The sequence below is a fragment of the Amycolatopsis sp. NPDC033938 genome (assembly GCF_055575975.1).
Genome location: NZ_JBVIRO010000028.1, coordinates 37,202 through 54,686 on the forward strand (window position 1 = coordinate 37,202; position 17,485 = coordinate 54,686).

General features: G+C 62.1%; 14 protein-coding genes and 2 pseudogenes. 13 read left to right on the top strand and 3 right to left on the bottom strand.

From position 1 onward, the window contains the following. The first annotated feature begins 12 nt into the window (after positions 1 to 12). The 11 genes from ACZ5ZX_RS39005 to ACZ5ZX_RS39055 all read left to right on the top strand — a co-directional run bounded on the left by ACZ5ZX_RS39005 (position 13) and on the right by ACZ5ZX_RS39055 (position 8,299). Complete coding sequence (locus tag ACZ5ZX_RS39005; RefSeq protein ID WP_465507022.1) at positions 13 to 885, top strand: GGDEF domain-containing protein; 873 nt, start codon at positions 13 to 15, stop codon at positions 883 to 885. A 79-nt stretch (positions 886 to 964) separates the two neighbouring features. Then, the gene (locus ACZ5ZX_RS39010; protein ID WP_465507023.1) at positions 965 to 2,338 is read left to right on the top strand and encodes a glycosyltransferase 87 family protein; all 1,374 of its coding nucleotides are present in this window, start codon (positions 965 to 967) and stop codon (positions 2,336 to 2,338) included. Then, positions 2,313 to 3,518, top strand: coding sequence for a glycosyltransferase 87 family protein (locus ACZ5ZX_RS39015; protein WP_465507024.1), 1,206 nt, complete (start codon positions 2,313 to 2,315; stop codon positions 3,516 to 3,518). The genes ACZ5ZX_RS39010 and ACZ5ZX_RS39015 overlap by 26 nt, the downstream gene beginning before the upstream one ends. A gap of 47 nt (positions 3,519 to 3,565) precedes the next feature. Then, on the top strand, positions 3,566 to 4,750 hold the full coding sequence (locus ACZ5ZX_RS39020) for a 5-(carboxyamino)imidazole ribonucleotide synthase (protein WP_465507025.1): 1,185 nt from the start codon (positions 3,566 to 3,568) through the stop codon (positions 4,748 to 4,750). A gap of 10 nt (positions 4,751 to 4,760) precedes the next feature. Then, the gene (gene purE, locus ACZ5ZX_RS39025; RefSeq protein ID WP_037316097.1) at positions 4,761 to 5,258 is read left to right on the top strand and encodes a 5-(carboxyamino)imidazole ribonucleotide mutase; all 498 of its coding nucleotides are present in this window, start codon (positions 4,761 to 4,763) and stop codon (positions 5,256 to 5,258) included. Between the two features lie 165 nt (positions 5,259 to 5,423). Continuing rightward, positions 5,424 to 5,894 (top strand): YbaB/EbfC family nucleoid-associated protein, encoded by a 471-nt coding sequence (locus tag ACZ5ZX_RS39030; RefSeq protein WP_465507026.1) that lies wholly within the window; start codon positions 5,424 to 5,426, stop codon positions 5,892 to 5,894. After that, a complete protein-coding gene (locus ACZ5ZX_RS39035) occupies positions 5,891 to 6,199 on the top strand; it encodes a YbaB/EbfC family nucleoid-associated protein (RefSeq protein WP_465507027.1) in 309 nt (102 codons plus the stop codon). Before ACZ5ZX_RS39030 ends, ACZ5ZX_RS39035 begins: the two co-directional genes overlap by 4 nt. Further along, positions 6,196 to 6,552, top strand: coding sequence for a hypothetical protein (locus tag ACZ5ZX_RS39040; RefSeq protein WP_465507028.1), 357 nt, complete (start codon positions 6,196 to 6,198; stop codon positions 6,550 to 6,552). Before ACZ5ZX_RS39035 ends, ACZ5ZX_RS39040 begins: the two co-directional genes overlap by 4 nt. Beyond that, positions 6,549 to 7,256, top strand: a complete 708-nt coding sequence (locus tag ACZ5ZX_RS39045; protein ID WP_465507029.1) for a WXG100 family type VII secretion target — start codon at positions 6,549 to 6,551, stop codon at positions 7,254 to 7,256. Before ACZ5ZX_RS39040 ends, ACZ5ZX_RS39045 begins: the two co-directional genes overlap by 4 nt. Positions 7,257 to 7,287: 31 nt before the next feature. Beyond that, positions 7,288 to 7,860: a DUF3558 domain-containing protein gene (locus tag ACZ5ZX_RS39050; RefSeq protein ID WP_465507030.1), complete on the top strand. Its 573-nt coding sequence runs from the start codon at positions 7,288 to 7,290 to the stop codon at positions 7,858 to 7,860. 52 nt (positions 7,861 to 7,912) lie between these two features. After that, positions 7,913 to 8,299: a hypothetical protein gene (locus ACZ5ZX_RS39055; protein WP_465507031.1), complete on the top strand. Its 387-nt coding sequence runs from the start codon at positions 7,913 to 7,915 to the stop codon at positions 8,297 to 8,299. A gap of 162 nt (positions 8,300 to 8,461) precedes the next feature. On the opposite strand, the gene ACZ5ZX_RS39060 is transcribed toward ACZ5ZX_RS39055, so the two are convergent. Then, on the bottom strand, positions 8,462 to 10,111 hold the full coding sequence (locus tag ACZ5ZX_RS39060; RefSeq protein ID WP_465507032.1) for a class I adenylate-forming enzyme family protein: 1,650 nt from the start codon (positions 10,109 to 10,111) through the stop codon (positions 8,462 to 8,464). A gap of 105 nt (positions 10,112 to 10,216) precedes the next feature. On the opposite strand from ACZ5ZX_RS39060, the gene ACZ5ZX_RS39065 reads away from it, so the two are divergent. Continuing rightward, a complete protein-coding gene (locus tag ACZ5ZX_RS39065; protein ID WP_465507033.1) occupies positions 10,217 to 11,389 on the top strand; it encodes an acyl-CoA dehydrogenase family protein in 1,173 nt (390 codons plus the stop codon). A gap of 162 nt (positions 11,390 to 11,551) precedes the next feature. Here ACZ5ZX_RS39065 and ACZ5ZX_RS39070 read toward each other — a convergent pair. Beyond that, positions 11,552 to 11,902, bottom strand: a pseudogene (locus ACZ5ZX_RS39070) (transposase domain-containing protein); the annotation flags it as partial. Between the two features lie 85 nt (positions 11,903 to 11,987). Continuing rightward, positions 11,988 to 12,345 (bottom strand): annotated as a pseudogene (locus ACZ5ZX_RS39075) (helix-turn-helix domain-containing protein); the annotation flags it as partial. 340 nt (positions 12,346 to 12,685) lie between these two features. On the opposite strand from ACZ5ZX_RS39075, the gene ACZ5ZX_RS39080 reads away from it, so the two are divergent. Continuing rightward, positions 12,686 to 16,933 carry an NACHT domain-containing protein gene (locus tag ACZ5ZX_RS39080; protein ID WP_465507034.1) on the top strand — a complete coding sequence of 1,416 codons (4,248 nt, stop codon included), beginning with the start codon at positions 12,686 to 12,688 and terminating at the stop codon, positions 16,931 to 16,933. Positions 16,934 to 17,485: the final 552 nt, after the last annotated feature.

Consider the following 17,485-nt stretch of genomic DNA (forward strand, 5'->3'; position numbering starts at 1 on the left):
GGGCGGTGGCCTGTGGACGTACCGGCGACCGGTGCGCCGTCCGGGGGAACCGACGGGCAAGCCGCCTGGAACCGGTTCGAACGAGATCGCTCTCTCCGCGCCCTGCGGGCTCGCTGGCGGACCGCCAGCCTGGCCTCGGGCTGGCGTTTCCCCAGTGACTGGGGCCTCCCCGAGGTCGACGCCGTCTGCGCGGCGGTGATCAAGAACGGCCGGGCGGTCACCGCCGAGGTGGCGGAGACCGCGCTCGCGGGACTGGGCAGGGCACGCGCCGCGGCGGGTGCCGGACTGGCCGAGACGCTCGCGGATCTCGCGGCGTTGCACGCGGTGCTCGCCGACCCGGACGCGGTGGACGGTTTCGTCGCACCGGATGTCGACTCCACCCCGTCCCGGTTACTCCGGGTGACGGCGTTGGCGTGGGCGGACGTCGCGACCGATCAGCTCGTGAACACCGAAGTCACCGAACCGCTCACCGGCTTGCCCACCGCCGCGTACCTGAGGACGCGGTTGAGTGAGCTGTACCGCCAGGCCCGCCGCGACGAGCGGCCGGTCTCGGAGGCGCACACGCTGCTGGTGGTCTCGATGGACTTCAGCTCCGTCGCGGGCTGGCCACGGCTGACCGCGATGATCCTGGTGGCGGACGCGCTGAAGCAGGTGTTCGACGGCGGGGAGAGCGTCGCCTCGCTCGGACCGTCGGTCGCGGGTGCGCTGGTGTCGAAGGACATGAGGCTCGCCTCGTCCGGCGTCGCGCTCCGGCGGGCGCTCAACGAGCGGCTTTCGGTGGACGCGCAGCTACGCGACACCGGCCGTCCGCGGATCTCGGCGGTCCGGCTTCCGCCGTCCTACGACGCGGCCTGCGATCTGCTCACCTCGCTCGCCCGTTCCTGAGGGGTTAGCGCAAGACGTTCTCCAGGTCACGGGCGACCCGGTCGACCAGCGACGACCCGGTTCATGATTTCCTGTTTCCGTGACCCGGACTGTTCCCGCCGATCCGAACGGCGACGTTTCGGCGAGCCGACCGCAGCATCGCCTTTCGTTGCGCAAGTCGCTCGCCCGTTTGTCGGTCCGGCCGAGGTCGATCCTGATCCTCTCGGTGATCCCGCTGGTCGCGATCGGTTTCGGTATCTGGGGCTGGCAGCACGAATGGGTGCTGGGCGTGGACAGCGCGGTGTACCGCGCCGGCGCCGAGACGTTGCTCAACGGCGATCCGCTGTACGACGCCAACACCCTTCCGGTGGAGCCGTGGTGGGCGTTGCTGCCGTTCACCTATCCGCCGACGGCCGCGCTGCTGTTCATCCCGCTCGCGCTGGTTCCGACACAGGTCGCCTGGGGGCTGCTGACCGCCGTCTCGCTGCTCGCGATGGCCCTGTGCGTCCGGATCGCCATCGGCGCGCTGCCGAAGCCGCCTGCCGACGGTCCCCGCTGGTGGGCCTCGCCCGCCCGCTCCACGATCGCGTTCTTCCTGGTCTTCCTCGGCCTCGAACCGGTCTGGCGCACGATCTTCCTCGGTCAGATCAACCTGATCCTGATGGCGCTGGTGATGCTCGACATCCTGGTCATCGGCGCCCGAGGCAGCCGCTGGGGCGGGGTGCTCGTCGGCGTCGCGGCCGCGGTGAAACTCACCCCGATCGTCTTCCTCGGGCATCTGTTCATCACCGGCCGCCGGATGGACGCCGTCCGCGGGCTCGTCACGTTCGTCGTGATGCAGGGCTTGATGTTCCTGATCATCCCGCACGACGCGGCCCGGTACTGGACCTACACCCTGCCCGACACCGGCCGCATCGGCCCGGTGCACTGGGCGGGGAACCAGTCGCTGAACGCGTTGATGAACCGCTTCACCGAACTCGCGCCCTGGGCGTCGAAGGCGGCGATGGGGATCGGCGCGCTGCTCGCGATCCCGGCGATCTGGCTGGTGCTGCGCTTCCACCGCAAGGGCCAGGCGCTCGCGGCGATGCTGGTGACGGCGTTCTGGATCCTGCTGGTCTCGCCGATCTCCTGGACCCATCACTGGGTCTGGGTCGTGCCGCTGGTCGTCCTGCTGGTCTCGCGCCTGCCGCAGACCACGCCCGCCACCGCGTGGAAACGCTGGCTCGGCACCTTCGCGGTGTTCTTCGTCTTCATCAGCTGCGTGCTGCTGATCCTGCCGAACGGCCGCAACGTCGAGCTGCACTGGAAGGTGTGGCAGAACATCCTCGGCAGCGCGTACATCTTCATGCCGCTGGTGCTGGCACTCGCGCTCGCCGGGCGGTGGTGGTACCTGCGCCGGAAGCGGCTCACGGCGGCCGGGCGTGACGCTGCGGGGGACGACGGCGAGCATGCTGAAGTCACGACCGGCGGCTGAGCCCCGGGTCGTCGGGGCCGCGCTGGCGGGTGCGCTCGCCCTGGCGATGCTCGTGGTGGGCATCGTGGCCTGGCTCGGTGAATGGCACCTCGGCGCGGACAGCGCCGTCTACCGCGCCGGCGCGCTCACCCTGCTGAAGGGTGAACCGCTCTACACGCGCGAGGCGCTGACGACACTGCCGCCGTGGGTGCTGTTGCCCTTCACCTACACCCCGGCCGCGGCGCCGCTGTTCCTGCCGCTCGCGATCGTCCCGGCGGGGTTGACCTGGGGTGTGGTCGGCGCGCTCTCCCTGGTCTGCCTCAGCGTCGTGATCTCCGCCGTCGCCCGCGCCTGCGGTGCCCCGATCACCCGGTGGTGGGTCCTGCCGCTGGCCACGGCGGGCGCGCTGGCCCTGGAGCCGGTCTGGAAGACGATCTTCCTCGGGCAGATCAACATCGTCCTGATGGCGCTGATCGTCCTCGACGTCCTGGTGCTTTCGGCGCGTGGTTCGCGGTGGGCCGGGGTGCTGATCGGCATCTCGGCCGCGATCAAGCTGACGCCGTTGATCTTCGTGCCGCATCTGCTGTTCACCGGTCGCTGGAAGGACGCGGTGCGGGCACTAGGCACCTTCGTCGCGCTCGAAGCGGTGATGTTCGCGGTGATCCCCGGCGACGCCTTCCGGTTCTGGACCGAGGCGGCCACCGATCCCAGCCGGGTCGGCTCCGTGCACTGGATCTTCAACCAGTCACTCAACGGGCTGGTGAACCGCGCTTCGGAACTCGCGCCGTGGTCGCTCACGGTGGCCATCGCGATCGCCGCCGTCCTGGCCGTCCCCGCCGTCTGGCTGGTCGTGCGCCTGCACCGCGGCGGTGATCCGGTCGGCGCGCTGCTGGTGACGGCGTTCTACGGGCTGCTGCTCTCGCCGGTGTCCTGGTCACACCACTGGGTGTGGACGGTGCCGCTGCTGGTCCTGCTCGTCGTCCGCCGATCGTGGGTTCCGGCCGCGGGGGTCGCGGTACTGTTCGTGAGCGGCGTGATCATGTTCGTGCCCAACGGCGGGGACACCGAGTTCGGCTGGGGGCTGGGCTGGTCGCTGCTCGGCAACGTCTACGTCCTCGCGGCTGCGACGGCCATCACAGGACTGGCCGTCCGGGAGCTGCGGCGCGGGTCCGCCCAGGTCGCGGCGGTGGCGGCCAAGTAATCTCATCCGCGGCATCGGCTTTTTCGGAGCGGGAGAGTGCGGCAGTAGTGGACAAGCGAACCGGTCTTCCGATCGTCGGCATGGTGGGCGGCGGGCAGCTGGCCAGGATGACCCACCAGGCGGCGATCTCCCTCGGCCAGTCCCTGCGCGTGCTGGCGGCGGGGGAGAACGACTCCGCGGGCCTCGTCGCGGGCGAGGTCGTGCAAGGGCACCACACGGACCTCGAAGCGCTGCGCTCGTTCGCCGCCGGGGTCGACGTGCTGACCTTCGACCACGAGCACGTTCCCGGCGAGCACCTGCTGACGCTCGCGATGGAAGGCGTCACCATCCGGCCCGATCCGGCCGCGCTGTCGATGGCGCAGAACAAACTCGTCATGCGCGAGATGATGGCCGGACTCGAGATCCCCGGCCCCGATTTCGCCGAAGTGTCCTCTGTGGACGACGTGATCTCCTTCGGCGACAAGCACTCCTGGCCTGTCGTGCTCAAAGCGGCGCAGGGCGGCTACGACGGCCGCGGCGTCTGGATGCTCGACACCGCGCAGCACGCGCGCGAAACCGTCCCCGAACTGCTCGACGCCGGAACCCCGTTGCTGGTCGAGGAAAAGGTCGTCATGCGGCGCGAACTCTCCGCGCTGGTGGCCAGGTCCCCGTTCGGACAGGGCGCGGCGTGGCCGGTGGTGGAGACCGTGCAGTCCGGCGGGATCAACACCGAGGTGCTCGCGCCCGCGCCGGGGCTGAGTTCCGAGCGCACGCAGGAGGCGCAGGATCTCGCGCTGCGGATCGCCGCGACGCTGAACGTGACCGGCCTGCTCGCCGTCGAGCTGTTCGAGACCGACGAAGGCCTGCTGGTCAACGAACTCGCCATGCGCCCGCACAACTCGGGACACTGGACGCAGGACGGCTCGAAGACGTCGCAGTTCGAGCAGCATCTGCGTGCCGTGCTCGATTATCCGCTCGGGGTGACCGATCTGATCGCCCCCGCCTGCGTGATGGCGAACGTCCTCGGCGCCCCCGAGGCACCCGAAATGGGACCGGACGAGCGGCTGCATCACCTGTTCGCGCGGTACCCGGACGTCCGCGTTCACCTGTACGGCAAGGGAGAACGCCCCGGCCGCAAACTCGGCCACGTCAATTTCGTGGGCGAACGCATGGAGGAGTTGCGCGACCGCGCGCTGCTCTCCGCGCATTGGCTTTCCCACGCCGTCTGGCTCGACGGCTACGAGATTCACTAGGAGTGTGAGCATGGCGCCGCAGGTGGGCGTGATCATGGGCAGCGATTCGGACTGGCCGACGATGGAGGCGGCCGGGCAGGCGCTGGCCGAGTTCGGCGTCGAATACGAGGTCGGTGTCTACTCGGCACACCGCACTCCGCAGCGGATGCTCGACTACGCGACGTCGGCGGCTTCGCGCGGCGTACGCGTGATCATCGCGGGTGCCGGCGGTGCCGCGCACCTGCCGGGCATGGTCGCGTCGGCGACGGTGCTGCCGGTGATCGGCGTGCCGGTGCCGCTGAAGTACCTCGACGGCATGGACTCGCTGCTCTCGATCGTGCAGATGCCGGCCGGGGTCCCGGTCGCGACGGTTTCCGTTGGCGGGGCACGGAACGCGGGCTTGCTCGCGGTGCGGATCCTCGCCGCGTCCGACGAGGGGCTGCAGGCGAAGATGGCCCGGTTCCAGGCCGATCTGGAGCAGCTGGTGCTCGACAAGGACGCGGCCCTGCGCAAACGCGTCGAAGGCTGACCGCGTTTCGTCCTCTGGATGTGGTAGTTCGGCGACGAACTACCTGGTTCGGTGGAACCTCCTTGCGTCTGTAGTCCGTCACAGTAGGGTGTCAGACGGGCACTGCCGGTCAGAATCGCCGGCGGTGGAGGAGGGGGTACGAATGCTTTGCTTGGTGATGCGCTCATGACGGCGCCACGGGATCCGCGAGAGTTCCGGGATCAAGCGCGAGCCATGGAGGCTCGGCTCGACCAGGCCACCCACACCGCACGGTCCGCGGATCACTTGGTCGCCGCGACGGTGACCGGGCGAGGCAGGCTTGTCGATCTGCGGATTTCGGCCGGTGCGCTGGATCGCGCGCACCCGCGACTGCTGGGGAGCAGCATCGTGCAGGCCGTCCACGCCGCGCGGGGCGTCGCGCACTCGGCGGCGGTGCCGGAGCTGGCGGCCTTGGTCGGCAAAGAGCCGACTCCGCACTCCACGCCGGCTGCAGCGGATCAAGGGGTGGAGCGTCCTAGTCGACCGTCATCGGTGAAACCCGCCACGGCAGGTCGGGGAGTTCGGACGCCAAGAGGTGAAGCTCCCTATGAAGAGAGCTTCGACCAGGTCGACTTTCTCTCCGATGAGGACCCCGACGACCAGGGCGGCCACCGGTGAACACCCACGACAGGCTTTACCACCTGGCCAAGGAAATCGATGCCAGGGTCGCCGCGATCGAGCAGGCCGCGGAAAGTGGCCGGACGGCGATGCTGACTTGGCACATCCCAGCGGGGCTCGGCACGATTGTGGTGGACGGTATGGGGTCGTTGGTCTCGGTCGAACTGAACCCCGATGCCCTTGAGACGCAGACGGAGGCGAGTCTGGCCCGGCACGTCCTGCAGGCGATCAATGCCGCGGAAAGCACCGCGCGTACGAGGCGTGACTCGGTGATCGAGGAAGCAGAGAAGGGAAGCCTTCGATGAGTGGCCCGTTCGATCCGCTCGGCTCCAGCGGCTCAGGCTATGAGGTCTACCCCGAATCCCTTCGCAGGGCGACCGAGGATGTCTTTCATGCCGCGGGGCGCCTTCGTGATTTCGCCACTGTCGATATTGAAGGATTGCGGCTCGGGGTCCACGACGTCGGCATGCTCGGCGAGGAAGCGCGCATCATCGAAGCTTTCAACGAGATGATCGCCGACTTACAGGCGAAAAGTAATCGCGGTTTTGATCGCCTGTATAAACTGGGTGACGCCATGGACAAAGCCGCCGACTACTACGACGCACAGGACGAGGAGTACTACAAGCGCCTCCGAGAACTCGAAAAGGACGGTGGATGACCATGGGTGAACTGCCGCCGTATCCGGTCGCCGCAGACCAGAAAATTCGTGATTTCGCCGCGCTTCCGCTTGTCGGCCGTCCTGACATTTTCCGGATGCTCGACGATATCCGGACACGGCTTCTCGGAAACGCCGTAGGAATCCAGGAGATCGCGTTCCGGTTCGCGAGCAACGCCACCATCCAGGAGGCGCACGACGACATCGGCGCCGCCGTCCAGGCGTTGGCGGGAACCTGGACCGGCAGGGCCGCGGACCAGTTCGTCGCCCATGCCGCCAACGTCACCAATGCGCTCAAGTCGGAGCAGGAGGCGGTGGCGGGTATTTCCGGGGTGATGGCCGGAATCGCGAACGAGGTGATCAAGACCTATGGTTCGGCCATCACATTCTTGGGGGAGTGCGCCGGAGAGCTTGCCAAGATTGACTTGAAAGCGCTGGTGGCCGCACTCACCGCTGTCATTCCAGGAGTGAACTTGCTTACCCTCGCCGATGTCATCGATTCGGTTATCGAGGCGCTCGGTGAACTGGTGAAGAAGATCAGCGCGTTGTTCGACGAGGCGATCGAGGCCATCGGAAATTTCACGACCAGCGCTATCGGCCTCCTGCAGATTCGGACGAACTTCGTCGAAGTACCCGATCTTCGAGCAGGTTCCGGACTGGACGAGCAGAAGCAATGGAAGGTTGAGCCGGATGCTGTTCCGGAATAACGTGAGGTCTGCGTCTGTCGTCTTGTTCGCGGTGGTCACGCTGATCGCCGGATGTGGCCTGGGAAAGCCGGACACTTTACTCGAGGAGCGGCCGGCGCCGGCCCAAGTGGGCGGCGAGATAGCGATCACTCCAGTTGTGCGGCCAGTTGATCTTGCGCCTTTTCGAGTGAATCCATGTGGCTCGTTGAAGCGTGAGGACATAGCGGCACTGATCATTGACCCGCCGGAACGGGTCGAACCCCGTCCCGCCCCTTTGGCGCCGACAGGGTGCGCGTGGGTTATCTGGGACGGGCCCAAGTTGCGCGTGCAACTTCCCGCCGGTAAAGAACAAACACTCGCCGAACTGACAGAGCTCACTGAACGTGACCCTGGGCTCTATCCCGGCTGGCGAAAGTTGTCGATCGGCGGATTGCCTGCCGCTCAGTACCATTTGTTCGGCGACATGAAGTCCTGTGGTCTGACGGTCGGCGTATCGGACGAAGCGGCACTCGAATTCCACTACCAGCTCCCTGCTGAATACGATTCTCAGTACTGGGGTACCGACACATGTGCGGCCGCGTTCAAGGCGGCGGAGCTTGTGATCGGTAATCTCCGCGGCCGCTGACCGCCTTCAATTTCGGGGATAGATGATCAGAGGAAGTGGAAGATTGAGTCTGATGCTGTTCCTGAGCGAGCCGCCGGCTGCCGCGCAAGTCGAGCCTGCGATTCCGATCACTCCCGTCGAACGCCCCTTGGAGAGTGCTCGTTTTTCCCGCTTCCCGTGTGGAATATCGAAGACCGACCAGGTTGCCGCGCTTATTGTCGACCCGCCGGAGAAAGTGACAAGGGGCGGCGGTAGGGAGGGTATGCTCGGATGTGCGTGGAGTGATCCAAATAAGCCGATTCTCGGGATATATCACGCCGTAGTCAAGCCGAACAACCTGGCCGAACTGATTGAGGTCAGAAACGACAATCCCCAGCGGTATTCGGGATGGCGTGAGTTGTCCATCGACGGAATACCCCAGGTCGAGTACGTGCCGCAGTGCATCCCCGGGGGCTTGTGACCTGTATCTGGGGATCACCGATACGGAAATGCTGCTTGTCGAGTACGCGGTAAACGGCCCGAGTGGTTCTCAGTATTGGGGAATGATTCGTGCGCCGGGACGCGTAAGGCTGCGGAGTTCTTGATCGCCAATCTGCGGAGAACATGAGCGACTGACCATCGCTCATTCGGCGAGCTGCTTCCGCAGTTCCCGCTTGAGCACCTTCCCGGCGGCGGACACCGGGATCTGGTCGACGAAGTGGATCGCCCGTAGTCGTTTGTACGGCAGCACCCGGGCGCCCACCGCCTCCATGAGCTGCTCCGCCGTGACGTTCTCGTCGTTGCGGACCACGAACGCGACCGGCAGTTCGCCGACCTCGGTGTCCGGTTTGCCGACGACGGCCGCCGCCGCGACGCCGGGCAGGGTGATCAGCAGCTCTTCGAGTTCGCGGGGGAAGACGTTGTAGCCCTTGTACAGCAGCATGTCCTTCTTGCGGTCCACTATGGACAAATAGCCGTCCTCGTCGAGGATGCCGATGTCGCCGGTGTGCAGCCAGCCGTCGACGAGCGCGGCCGCGGTCTCCTCCGGGCGGTTGCGATAGCCGGTCATCACCTGTGGCCCGCGTATGCACACCTCGCCGCGTTCTCCGGCAGGTAAGGGGTCTTCGCCGCCTTCGGCAGGGACGATCTTGATTTCGGTGTCCGGCAACGGCAGCCCGACCGAGCCGACCTTCCGCGTGGCGGAACGGTAGGACGGCGCGATGACCGCGCCCATGGTGACCTCGGTGAGGCCGTAGCCCTCGGTGATGATCACGCCGGGGAACCGGTTCTGCAGGGCGCGGATCATCTCGTGGTTCATCGGAGCCGCGCCGGAGCCGATGGTCAGCACGGACGACAGGTCGGCCGTGTGGAAGGCCGGGCAGGCGAGCAGTGCCGCGAACAGCGCGGGCGCGCCGCCGATGGTGGTGACCCGCAGCATCTCGGCGTCGGCCACGTAGGCGGCCGGGTCGAAACGGTCGTGCAGGACGACAGTGCCGCCGTCGAGCAGCGGGACGTTGAGAGCGGCGATGGTGCCCATCGCGTGGAACCACGGCGTCAGATTGAGTGCGATCCCGGTGCCGATCCGGGACGGCCACTCGTCCGGTTCACCGAGCTGGTCGACGGTCACCTCGCCGGCGTCGTCGAGCGCGGGGACCGCGCCCAGCCGCCAGCAGGAACTCTGCAGGCTGTTGACCACGACGTTCCGGTGCGGCAGGCAGACGCCTTTCGAACGACCGGTCGTGCCGCCGGTGTACGCCAGATGGGCGAGATCGCGATAGATGTCGATCTCCACGTCCGGTCGCTCGTCGGAGTGATCGGCGTAGAACTTCGTGAACTCGACCTCGTCGTCGCCCACTGCTTCGGGCGGGTGAACGACGATGCTCAGCCGTACCGACGTCCGGTCCCGGATAGAAGCGAGCACTCGCGCGACAGGACCGACGGTGACGACCGCGACCGCGCCGGCGTCGGCGAGCTGGGCGGCGAGGTCGTCCGGCGGGAGCAGGGGGTTCGCCGGGCTGAAGGTGGCACCCGCGAGCAGCGTGCCGTAGTACGCGACCGGGTACGCCAGGCAGTTCGGCAGGTGGAGCGCGACGACGTCGCCGCGCTCGATGCCCTCCGCGCGCAGCGCGTTCGCGAACCTGCAGGCCGCGCTGTACGTTTCGGCGAAGGTGAGGCTCTGGTCTCCGTGGGCGAAGGCCGTGCGGGAGCCCCAGCGAGCAGCGGCGCCGGCCAGAATCGAGCCGACCGGGACCTCGGGATAGTCGAGCGACCTGGGAAGCTGAGTGAGCTGCATCACCCGAACGTACGGACTTTGCGGCCAAAGACACAAGCGCTCGCGATGTCGCACAATGTGAACGAGCGCTAACATCGGTCGAACTTCCATTCGCGTTATGAAGAGGTGACGAAGGTGTCTGACGGCCCGGGTCTGTACCAGCTTGCCGAGGAGCACGAAGAGCTGCGGGCCGCGGTCCGTGCCCTGGCTGAGAAGGAGATCGAGCCGTACGCGGCCGAGGTCGACGAGAACGAGCGGTACCCGATCGAGGCGTACAACGCGCTGGTCAAGTCGGGTTTCAACGCCGTCCACATCGCCGAGGCCTACGACGGCCAGGGTGCGGACGCCATCGGCGCCTGCATCGTGATCGAAGAGGTCGCGCGCGTCGACGCGTCGGCGTCGCTCATCCCGGCGGTCAACAAGCTGGGCACCCAGCCGATCATTCTTTCGGCGTCGGAAGACCTCAAGAAGCTGGTGCTGCCGTCGATCGCCTCCGGTGAGACTTCGGCGTCGTACGCCCTTTCGGAGCGCGAAGCCGGCTCGGACACCGCGTCGATGCGCACCCGTGCGAAGCTCGACGGCGACCACTGGGTGCTGAACGGCACCAAGTGCTGGATCACCAACGCGGGTGAATCGTCCTGGTACACCGTGATGGCGGTGACCGACCCCAACGCGGAGAAGAAGGCCAACGGCATCTCCGCGTTCGTCGTGCACAAGGACGACCCCGGCTTCACCGTCGGCTCGAAGGAGCGGAAGCTCGGCATCAAGGGCTCGCCGACCCGCGAGATCCATTTCGAGAACTGCACCATCCCGGCCGACCGCATCATCGGCGAGCCTGGCACCGGCCTGAAGACCGCGCTGCGCACCCTCGACCACACGCGCCCGACCATCGGCGCGCAGGCGCTGGGCATCGCGCAGGGCGCCCTCGACGCGTCGATCGCGTACGTCAAGGAGCGCAAGCAGTTCGGCAAGTCGATCTCGGAGTTCCAGGGCGTCCAGTTCATGCTGGCCGACATGGGCATCAAGATCGAGGCCGCGCGAAACCTCGTCTACGCCTCCGCCGCGGCGACCGAACGCGGCGACAAGCGCGGCGGCTACATGGCCGCGGCCGCGAAGGCGTACGCGTCGGACATCGCGATGTCGGTGACGACGGACGCCGTGCAGCTCTTCGGCGGCGCGGGCTACACGCGCGACTTCCCGGTGGAGCGCATGATGCGCGACGCGAAGATCACGCAGATCTACGAAGGCACCAACCAGATCCAGCGCATGGTCATGGCGCGCGCCCTGCTCAAGGGCTGATTTGATCTTGATCCGGTAGTTCGGGCGGCGCTGGCTGCTCATGATCAGGCCGCCTCCAGGCCGTCATGGGTGCCAGGCCGCCCGAACACCGCGTCGATGGCCTGCCGAGCCCGCTCGTGACTTGGCTGGCAAGTTGTCGTGCGGACTAATTTGCTCATCAGTTACAGCCGCACGGAAGAACAACTCACGCAGCGGACCGGGGCCTAGTCGCGTCCGGGCTTGCGAAAGCGCGGACGGTGTCGGAACACGCCAGTCGTCGCGCCACGCGCGCCCGAATCTGAGTCCATTGACGAGCTTCCTCATGACCTCGTCGTATGAATCAGCGAAGAATAAAGCCAAGGCGAGCACGTAGTACACGACAACCCTCGCCGGCAGTAGACGCTGTCGCTGTTCCAGGCTACCCGTTGAAATGAGAACCTCGTCCACCAGGTCACGATGAAATACCCGCGTCAGAACGCCAATTCCAATTCGGTCGACGATCCGTTCACCTGAGGCCAGAGGCGAATTTCTCATGCAGCCATTAAATCACCATCAAGCATTTCCTCTACTGCGACACGCATCAAATTCAGAGTCAGATACAGGAATCGGCAAACGGTAACTTAACGGCATTGGGGTCGATGTACTCCGGCGACATGGCCGAGGAGAACAGAGCGCGGGATAGCCGTCGCGGGGCCATCAGAGCGTCACGGATGGCCGGAACGTCGTCGTTCTTGTCCACGTCCTCCGTCAGCACAGGTTCGCCGAGGAGGTCTCCCAGGGTCACCCGCAGGCCCCGCGCGACGTCAGCCAGCACGTCCAGGCGCCGGATCTCGCGGTCACCGCGCTCGACCTTGCTCAGCCAGCCCTCAGCGCGACCCGCCAAGTCAGCAAGAACCGCCTCCGACAGACCACGCCGCTGCCGGTAGAAGGCGATACGCATCCCCGATGCTGAGCTGCTCACCCGCACCACCACGCATACCTCCACGTTAACAGCGTAGAGATCGTCTCATCGGCAATGTGTGCGGCATGACTGGAGGCGCACGTGTCCTGGAAGCGGCCTGCCTCGTCACCTATCTGGACGTTGACTTGCCATCCAGATGTGTGTCATAGGTCTCGCAGGAGAAGTGGTCGTGTAGGACCATCGACATCCTTGTTTCTAGTCGAAGCAATGCGCCACTGCGTTTGCGGAAATACACCAACAGTGATTAACAATTGGACGTTAGTCGGAAACTTGAAACATCTAAGTTCGATGCAACGACAAACAAACGTTATTGGTGTAGCGTAGCTGGCCACTTGCAAGCGGCGGGAGGGTGCTTAGTGCCGACCTATAATCTAAATCGACTTGGAAGCAATGAGTTCGAAAAGCTCATACAGGCACTATTGAAAAAGATAATCGGTTCTGGGACAATCACATTTGGTGCCGGGCGGGATGGTGCGAGAGAGGCAACCTACGTAGGAGAGGCGCCTTATCCGTCGGCGTCTAACCGATTCTCGGGAAAGTGGATCTTCCAGGCTAAGTTCCATGATCTTGAGCAGATCGGGCCAGATAAAGCTCGTAAAGAAATTCTTGCGGACTTAGATTCTGAGCTAGATAAGATAGTCAACAAATATGGCTACGATTGCGATAACTACATTCTAGCTACCAATGTTCCCTTAACTGGCGTAGCGCGAGCGGGTACTATTGACGCGATTAACAACAAAATTGCACCGAGATACCTAGACCGCATCAAGAATATTCATGTATGGGGCGCGGATGATATTAGCCGATACCTAGAAAATTATTCGTCAATTCGCACGGCATACCTGCATTTTATTGTCGCCGGTGATGTTCTTCATCAACTCATTCAGCTTCATGATCGAGAATTGGACGAAACAGCTACCACTATCAAGCAGTATGCACAGGTCTTATACATGCGTGATCAAAACGCCCAGCTTGATCAGGCGGGCGATGTGTCAGACGAACCGGTACGAATTCAACAGGTCTTCTTCGATCTGCTAGCTTCTGACCAGTTCGTTGCAAACAGTGCAAGAAATCGAAAAGCGATTGTCGCCCTGGACAGGTTCAGTCGCCAAAATGGCCAAATTTTAGCACGCACTGGTGAGGTTGCTGTATCACCTTTACAGTTGCTGACGACCGACACTCTCGACAGTCTGGTTCTGGTGGGCGGGCCTGGTGAAGGTAAGTCGACTGTGGGACAGTACTTGGCACAGCTTCACAGGGCCGGCATGGTCGGAAAGACAGACGAAATACTGATAGACGATAAGTTCACGCCGCTGGTACCGCGTATTCCCTTTAGGGTTGTTCTTCGAGAGTTTGCTCAATGGCTCGCGCGAACAGATGAGGGCAGCAGTCGCGATACGCCACTATCATTAGATGAGTATATAGTGCAGCACGTAAAGCAGGCAACTTCGCGTGAAATATCTGTTAGAGACTTGCATGGCGTAATTAGAAATAACCCGACACTTCTCATCTTTGACGGTCTCGACGAAGTCAGCGGAGAAGAAATCAGGCGGACTCTTCTTGAGTGTCTGGCTGAATTCACTGAAAAGTGTCGTGAAACGTTAGAGGCAGACGTCCAGATCCTCGCTGCTACGAGACCTACTGGATACTCTAACCAGTTCGACCCGAAGATCTACATGCACCTAAGGCTTGTGCGGCTATCTGCTGAACAGGTGAGGCATTACGTGCGAAGATGGATCGAAGCGCGCGCAATTGAGCCTGGTAAAGCTGATCGACTAATTTCTAACATCGACGAATGCCTCATGGATCCACAGATTAGCTTGCTAACAAATACTCCGCTTCAAGTCACGATTCTCGTGCTCATTATTTCAGCTGGCGGAACGCCGCCGCGGCAACGCGAAGCGCTGTTCAATGAGTACCTCGAGGTGATCTACAAACGCGAGACTGCGAAAGGTAGAAATGTAATCAGTTCGGAGAAGGAAAAGCTTGTCGGTCTACACAAGTATATTGCCTATATCCTGCATGAGCAAGCAACGTATGCTACTGCTGCCGGAGCGGCGCTTGTTCGAAACGACTATGAATTAGAAGTAGTAAGGTATCTTGGTCATTGTGACCCGTTCTCGTCGATCGAACGGATAAGAATGGTCCAGCACGCAATAACGCGGGAAGCTGGAGAGCGCCTGGTTCTGCTTGTTGAGCCCAGATCGGACTTCTTTGGGTTTGAACTTAGATCTATTCAAGAGTTCTTTGCGGCTAGTCACTTGACTGACACATCTACTGACACTGAAATGCGCTATCGGCGCTTTGACGCGATCGCTCGACTCGATCACTGGCGGAACGTTGCCCTATTCTTTGCTGGAAGAGTCGGTAGAAATTACTCCGGCGAGAGCAGTAATATTGTTGATGTTTGCCATAATCTCAACCGGGAAAGACTCTCATCGATTGCTAAGCGCGGGAGCATGCTGGCGCTTGAGCTTGCTGCGGACAGGGCATTTGGTCACAATAGAAGACAGCAACGGAGACTTCTCGAAATAGGCCTCGAAGCCTTCGATGGTAGACTTACCGAACAGCGGGTAGCAATGATAACTGAGCTACTCCAAAAATTGCCGCGCGAAGATATTGAAGATCACGTTAGTCCGCTACTTGAACATAAGATCGAGCTGCTAGACGCAAATCATATTGTCCATATACCACACTTGCTGAAGCACTGCGATATTGACTCGCGACTGCAGGTGATGGCGGTAGGTAAGCTCGCCCGCGGAGATCAAACTTCACGATTTGCGCTACGCGCGATTTTGAGATTGCAGCTTTCGGTGGACGAAACTGGTGTCGGGGTAGCGCAGAAGCTTATCGACATGATTGACGAGTCCGAGGTTGTCGATGCGATCGCCGACCTAGGACCTGAGGGCGTACTGAACGCAGTAGATCGCTTGCTGCTTGATGGAGTTCGCAAGGAAAACTTGTGGAGAATTCTGGCGTTATTGATCCGGCGGTGGGGTTTCACTCCGACAAATATATTGCACTCCCACCGGAGTGGACCGCATAGTTTGGTTGATGCTCCGTGGAGTGAGGACTTGACGAAGCAAATTGTCCACTCCGTGCTTTTGCTGGGCGCTGTTACTCAAGTAGAGCAAGATTACTTCGAGATGAACTACCGGGATTCCGAAAGGGCGCAGATTACCGCTATTCTTGATCAGCTAAGAAAAGAGGTTCCAGAGTATATTATTGACGGCAATATCGAAGAAAAGCTGTCGGAAGTAGCTGGCGATGAAGCGCGTTGCATTCTCGTGCTTCCGTGGCTTTTGCACCTGCTGGTTGGTGTTGTTTCCCGTGTCAGTGCTGAGCGCTGTATGCGCTTTATCGATGAGCACGCCCGGCATGGATGCCTGTCCAAGTTGAGCGGCAGTAGCCATATCTATTGGCGACCCGCTATCAGGCTATTAATGGAAAAGCTGCGCCGTAGTGAAGATCTTGATCACGCAGGTCACTGTGATGTGTTGATACAATTTGCGGGAAATGCTGGGCTTGAGAAATGGACTATGTTCGAACGAGTTATCAATCGACGGATCCTGGAATCAGAGGAAGCGGGTTCGTTGCGTGCATCTAATTTGAATGCACGTAGTATAAGCGCGAACGAGCTGTCCAGCTTTAGCTCAACAGGGAGTCCTGTGTCTGTTCTATGGGAGCTCGCGGATGAGGTGGTAGCTGGTGGGCGGGTAAAAGATCCGACAATATCGGATGAGGATATTGTGAGCTATGGCAACCTTGTCGTTGAAAATTTGAGGCAGCAGAGTCTGCTTCCGGATCGAAGTCGGCGCGTCTTCATGACGTTGATAAATAATCGTTTGCGCGGAAGTGTGGAGATCGAAGAGTTCGTTGTAAGTTCGCTAGTCACGTTAGCTAGGAGCAATTTCAAGGCTGATTCTAATAGTTTCGGCGTGATCTTTGATCTAATGTATAGCTTGTATTATTCGCGACAGGTAACCAATGAGCTGGCCGAAAAGATATTCTATATGCTGTCGTTCTCAAATAGTCCTGGCAATATGTCTATATATGCGTGGAGAACTAAGATGCCGATCGCGGGAATTTTGCGGGATGCATTGACTGTGATCATTGAATCGGAAGATCCACGCGTTGCTGATGGTGCAAGAAAAGTAATCGACGGCGTCTTGTATATTAATCGCATCTGGGTTGGAAATGATCCTGATGTGGGTGATATGTATTCTTTTGCGGGGTTTGGACTACTTCATCGAAATTTCGCAAAAATTGCTGCTAGCGAGCAAGATATTTCAACTGCCTTGCAGGTATTCCTGTTGAGGAGATTTAGTTCAAAGGCTGACTGGGATTGCTTGAAAGACTTAATGGGGCGCGCATCGGAACCTGCGGTTGAACTGTTCTTTAACTCGCTCCGAAACGGGAGGCTTCGGGACCCGAAGAGTCGAGCTAAGTGGATAGATGTGCTGGAATTTTTGGCGCCAGGTACTCTGACCGGTAAGGCGAGTGCTGTGGTAGTAGAGGCTATGTCTGTGCTTTTGGCAGAGGTTGATCAAAGTTTGGCTGAGCACGAGAGAGACCTAGGACTTCCTCTCGTGATAGAAGCATAAGTAGCTGCCGAACTTGGCTCTAAAGGATCAAGGCGCCGCCGTCGGCGGCGCGCACGTCACCACCCGTACGGCGGGCTCCGCCCACGCGACACGGACGGCCTGCCGCTCCGGTCGCGGCGGGCCCGCCGACGAGCGGCACCGCGCAGCGGGCCGCCGACGAAGATCCAGGGTGCACTTTAACTCAATCTCCTGGCTCACTCGATCGACGCGCAGCGGTCATCAGGAGGTCCCTCGCTTCTCAGCGTCCAACACCGGCCCGCCCGCATCAAGGCGGGAAACCGTGCCTTGACGCGATCGATCCGGCGCTAGAGATGGCGGGGCGAGGGAAGCGGAGAGAAGAGGCACGGACAGGTCGGTACCGCTGAAACCTGTCAGAGGTCAGCGGGTAGTGCGCCGTACTCCAGGCAGTCCCCTCGACAGGCGCACGGGGCGCCCGTGGCGAAAGGCGAACCGGTGAGGGTAAGCAGCGAGGTGGGGGAATCTCGCATGCGTGGTGCGCGGTCGGCACCTGCGAATCCCTGCCGAACCCGTGATCGTCGGCTGTCATGCCAA

Coding starts and splice junctions, on each gene's coding strand:
- ACZ5ZX_RS39015 (WP_465507024.1), top strand. CDS start 2,313: ATGCTGAAGTCACGACCGGCGGCTGAGCCCCGGGTCGTCGGGGCCGCG.
- purE (WP_037316097.1), top strand. CDS start 4,761: ATGGCGCCGCAGGTGGGCGTGATCATGGGCAGCGATTCGGACTGGCCG.
- ACZ5ZX_RS39030 (WP_465507026.1), top strand. CDS start 5,424: ATGACGGCGCCACGGGATCCGCGAGAGTTCCGGGATCAAGCGCGAGCC.
- ACZ5ZX_RS39040 (WP_465507028.1), top strand. CDS start 6,196: ATGAGTGGCCCGTTCGATCCGCTCGGCTCCAGCGGCTCAGGCTATGAG.
- ACZ5ZX_RS39045 (WP_465507029.1), top strand. CDS start 6,549: ATGACCATGGGTGAACTGCCGCCGTATCCGGTCGCCGCAGACCAGAAA.
- ACZ5ZX_RS39055 (WP_465507031.1), top strand. CDS start 7,913: ATGCTGTTCCTGAGCGAGCCGCCGGCTGCCGCGCAAGTCGAGCCTGCG.
- ACZ5ZX_RS39060 (WP_465507032.1), bottom strand. CDS start 10,111: ATGCAGCTCACTCAGCTTCCCAGGTCGCTCGACTATCCCGAGGTCCCG.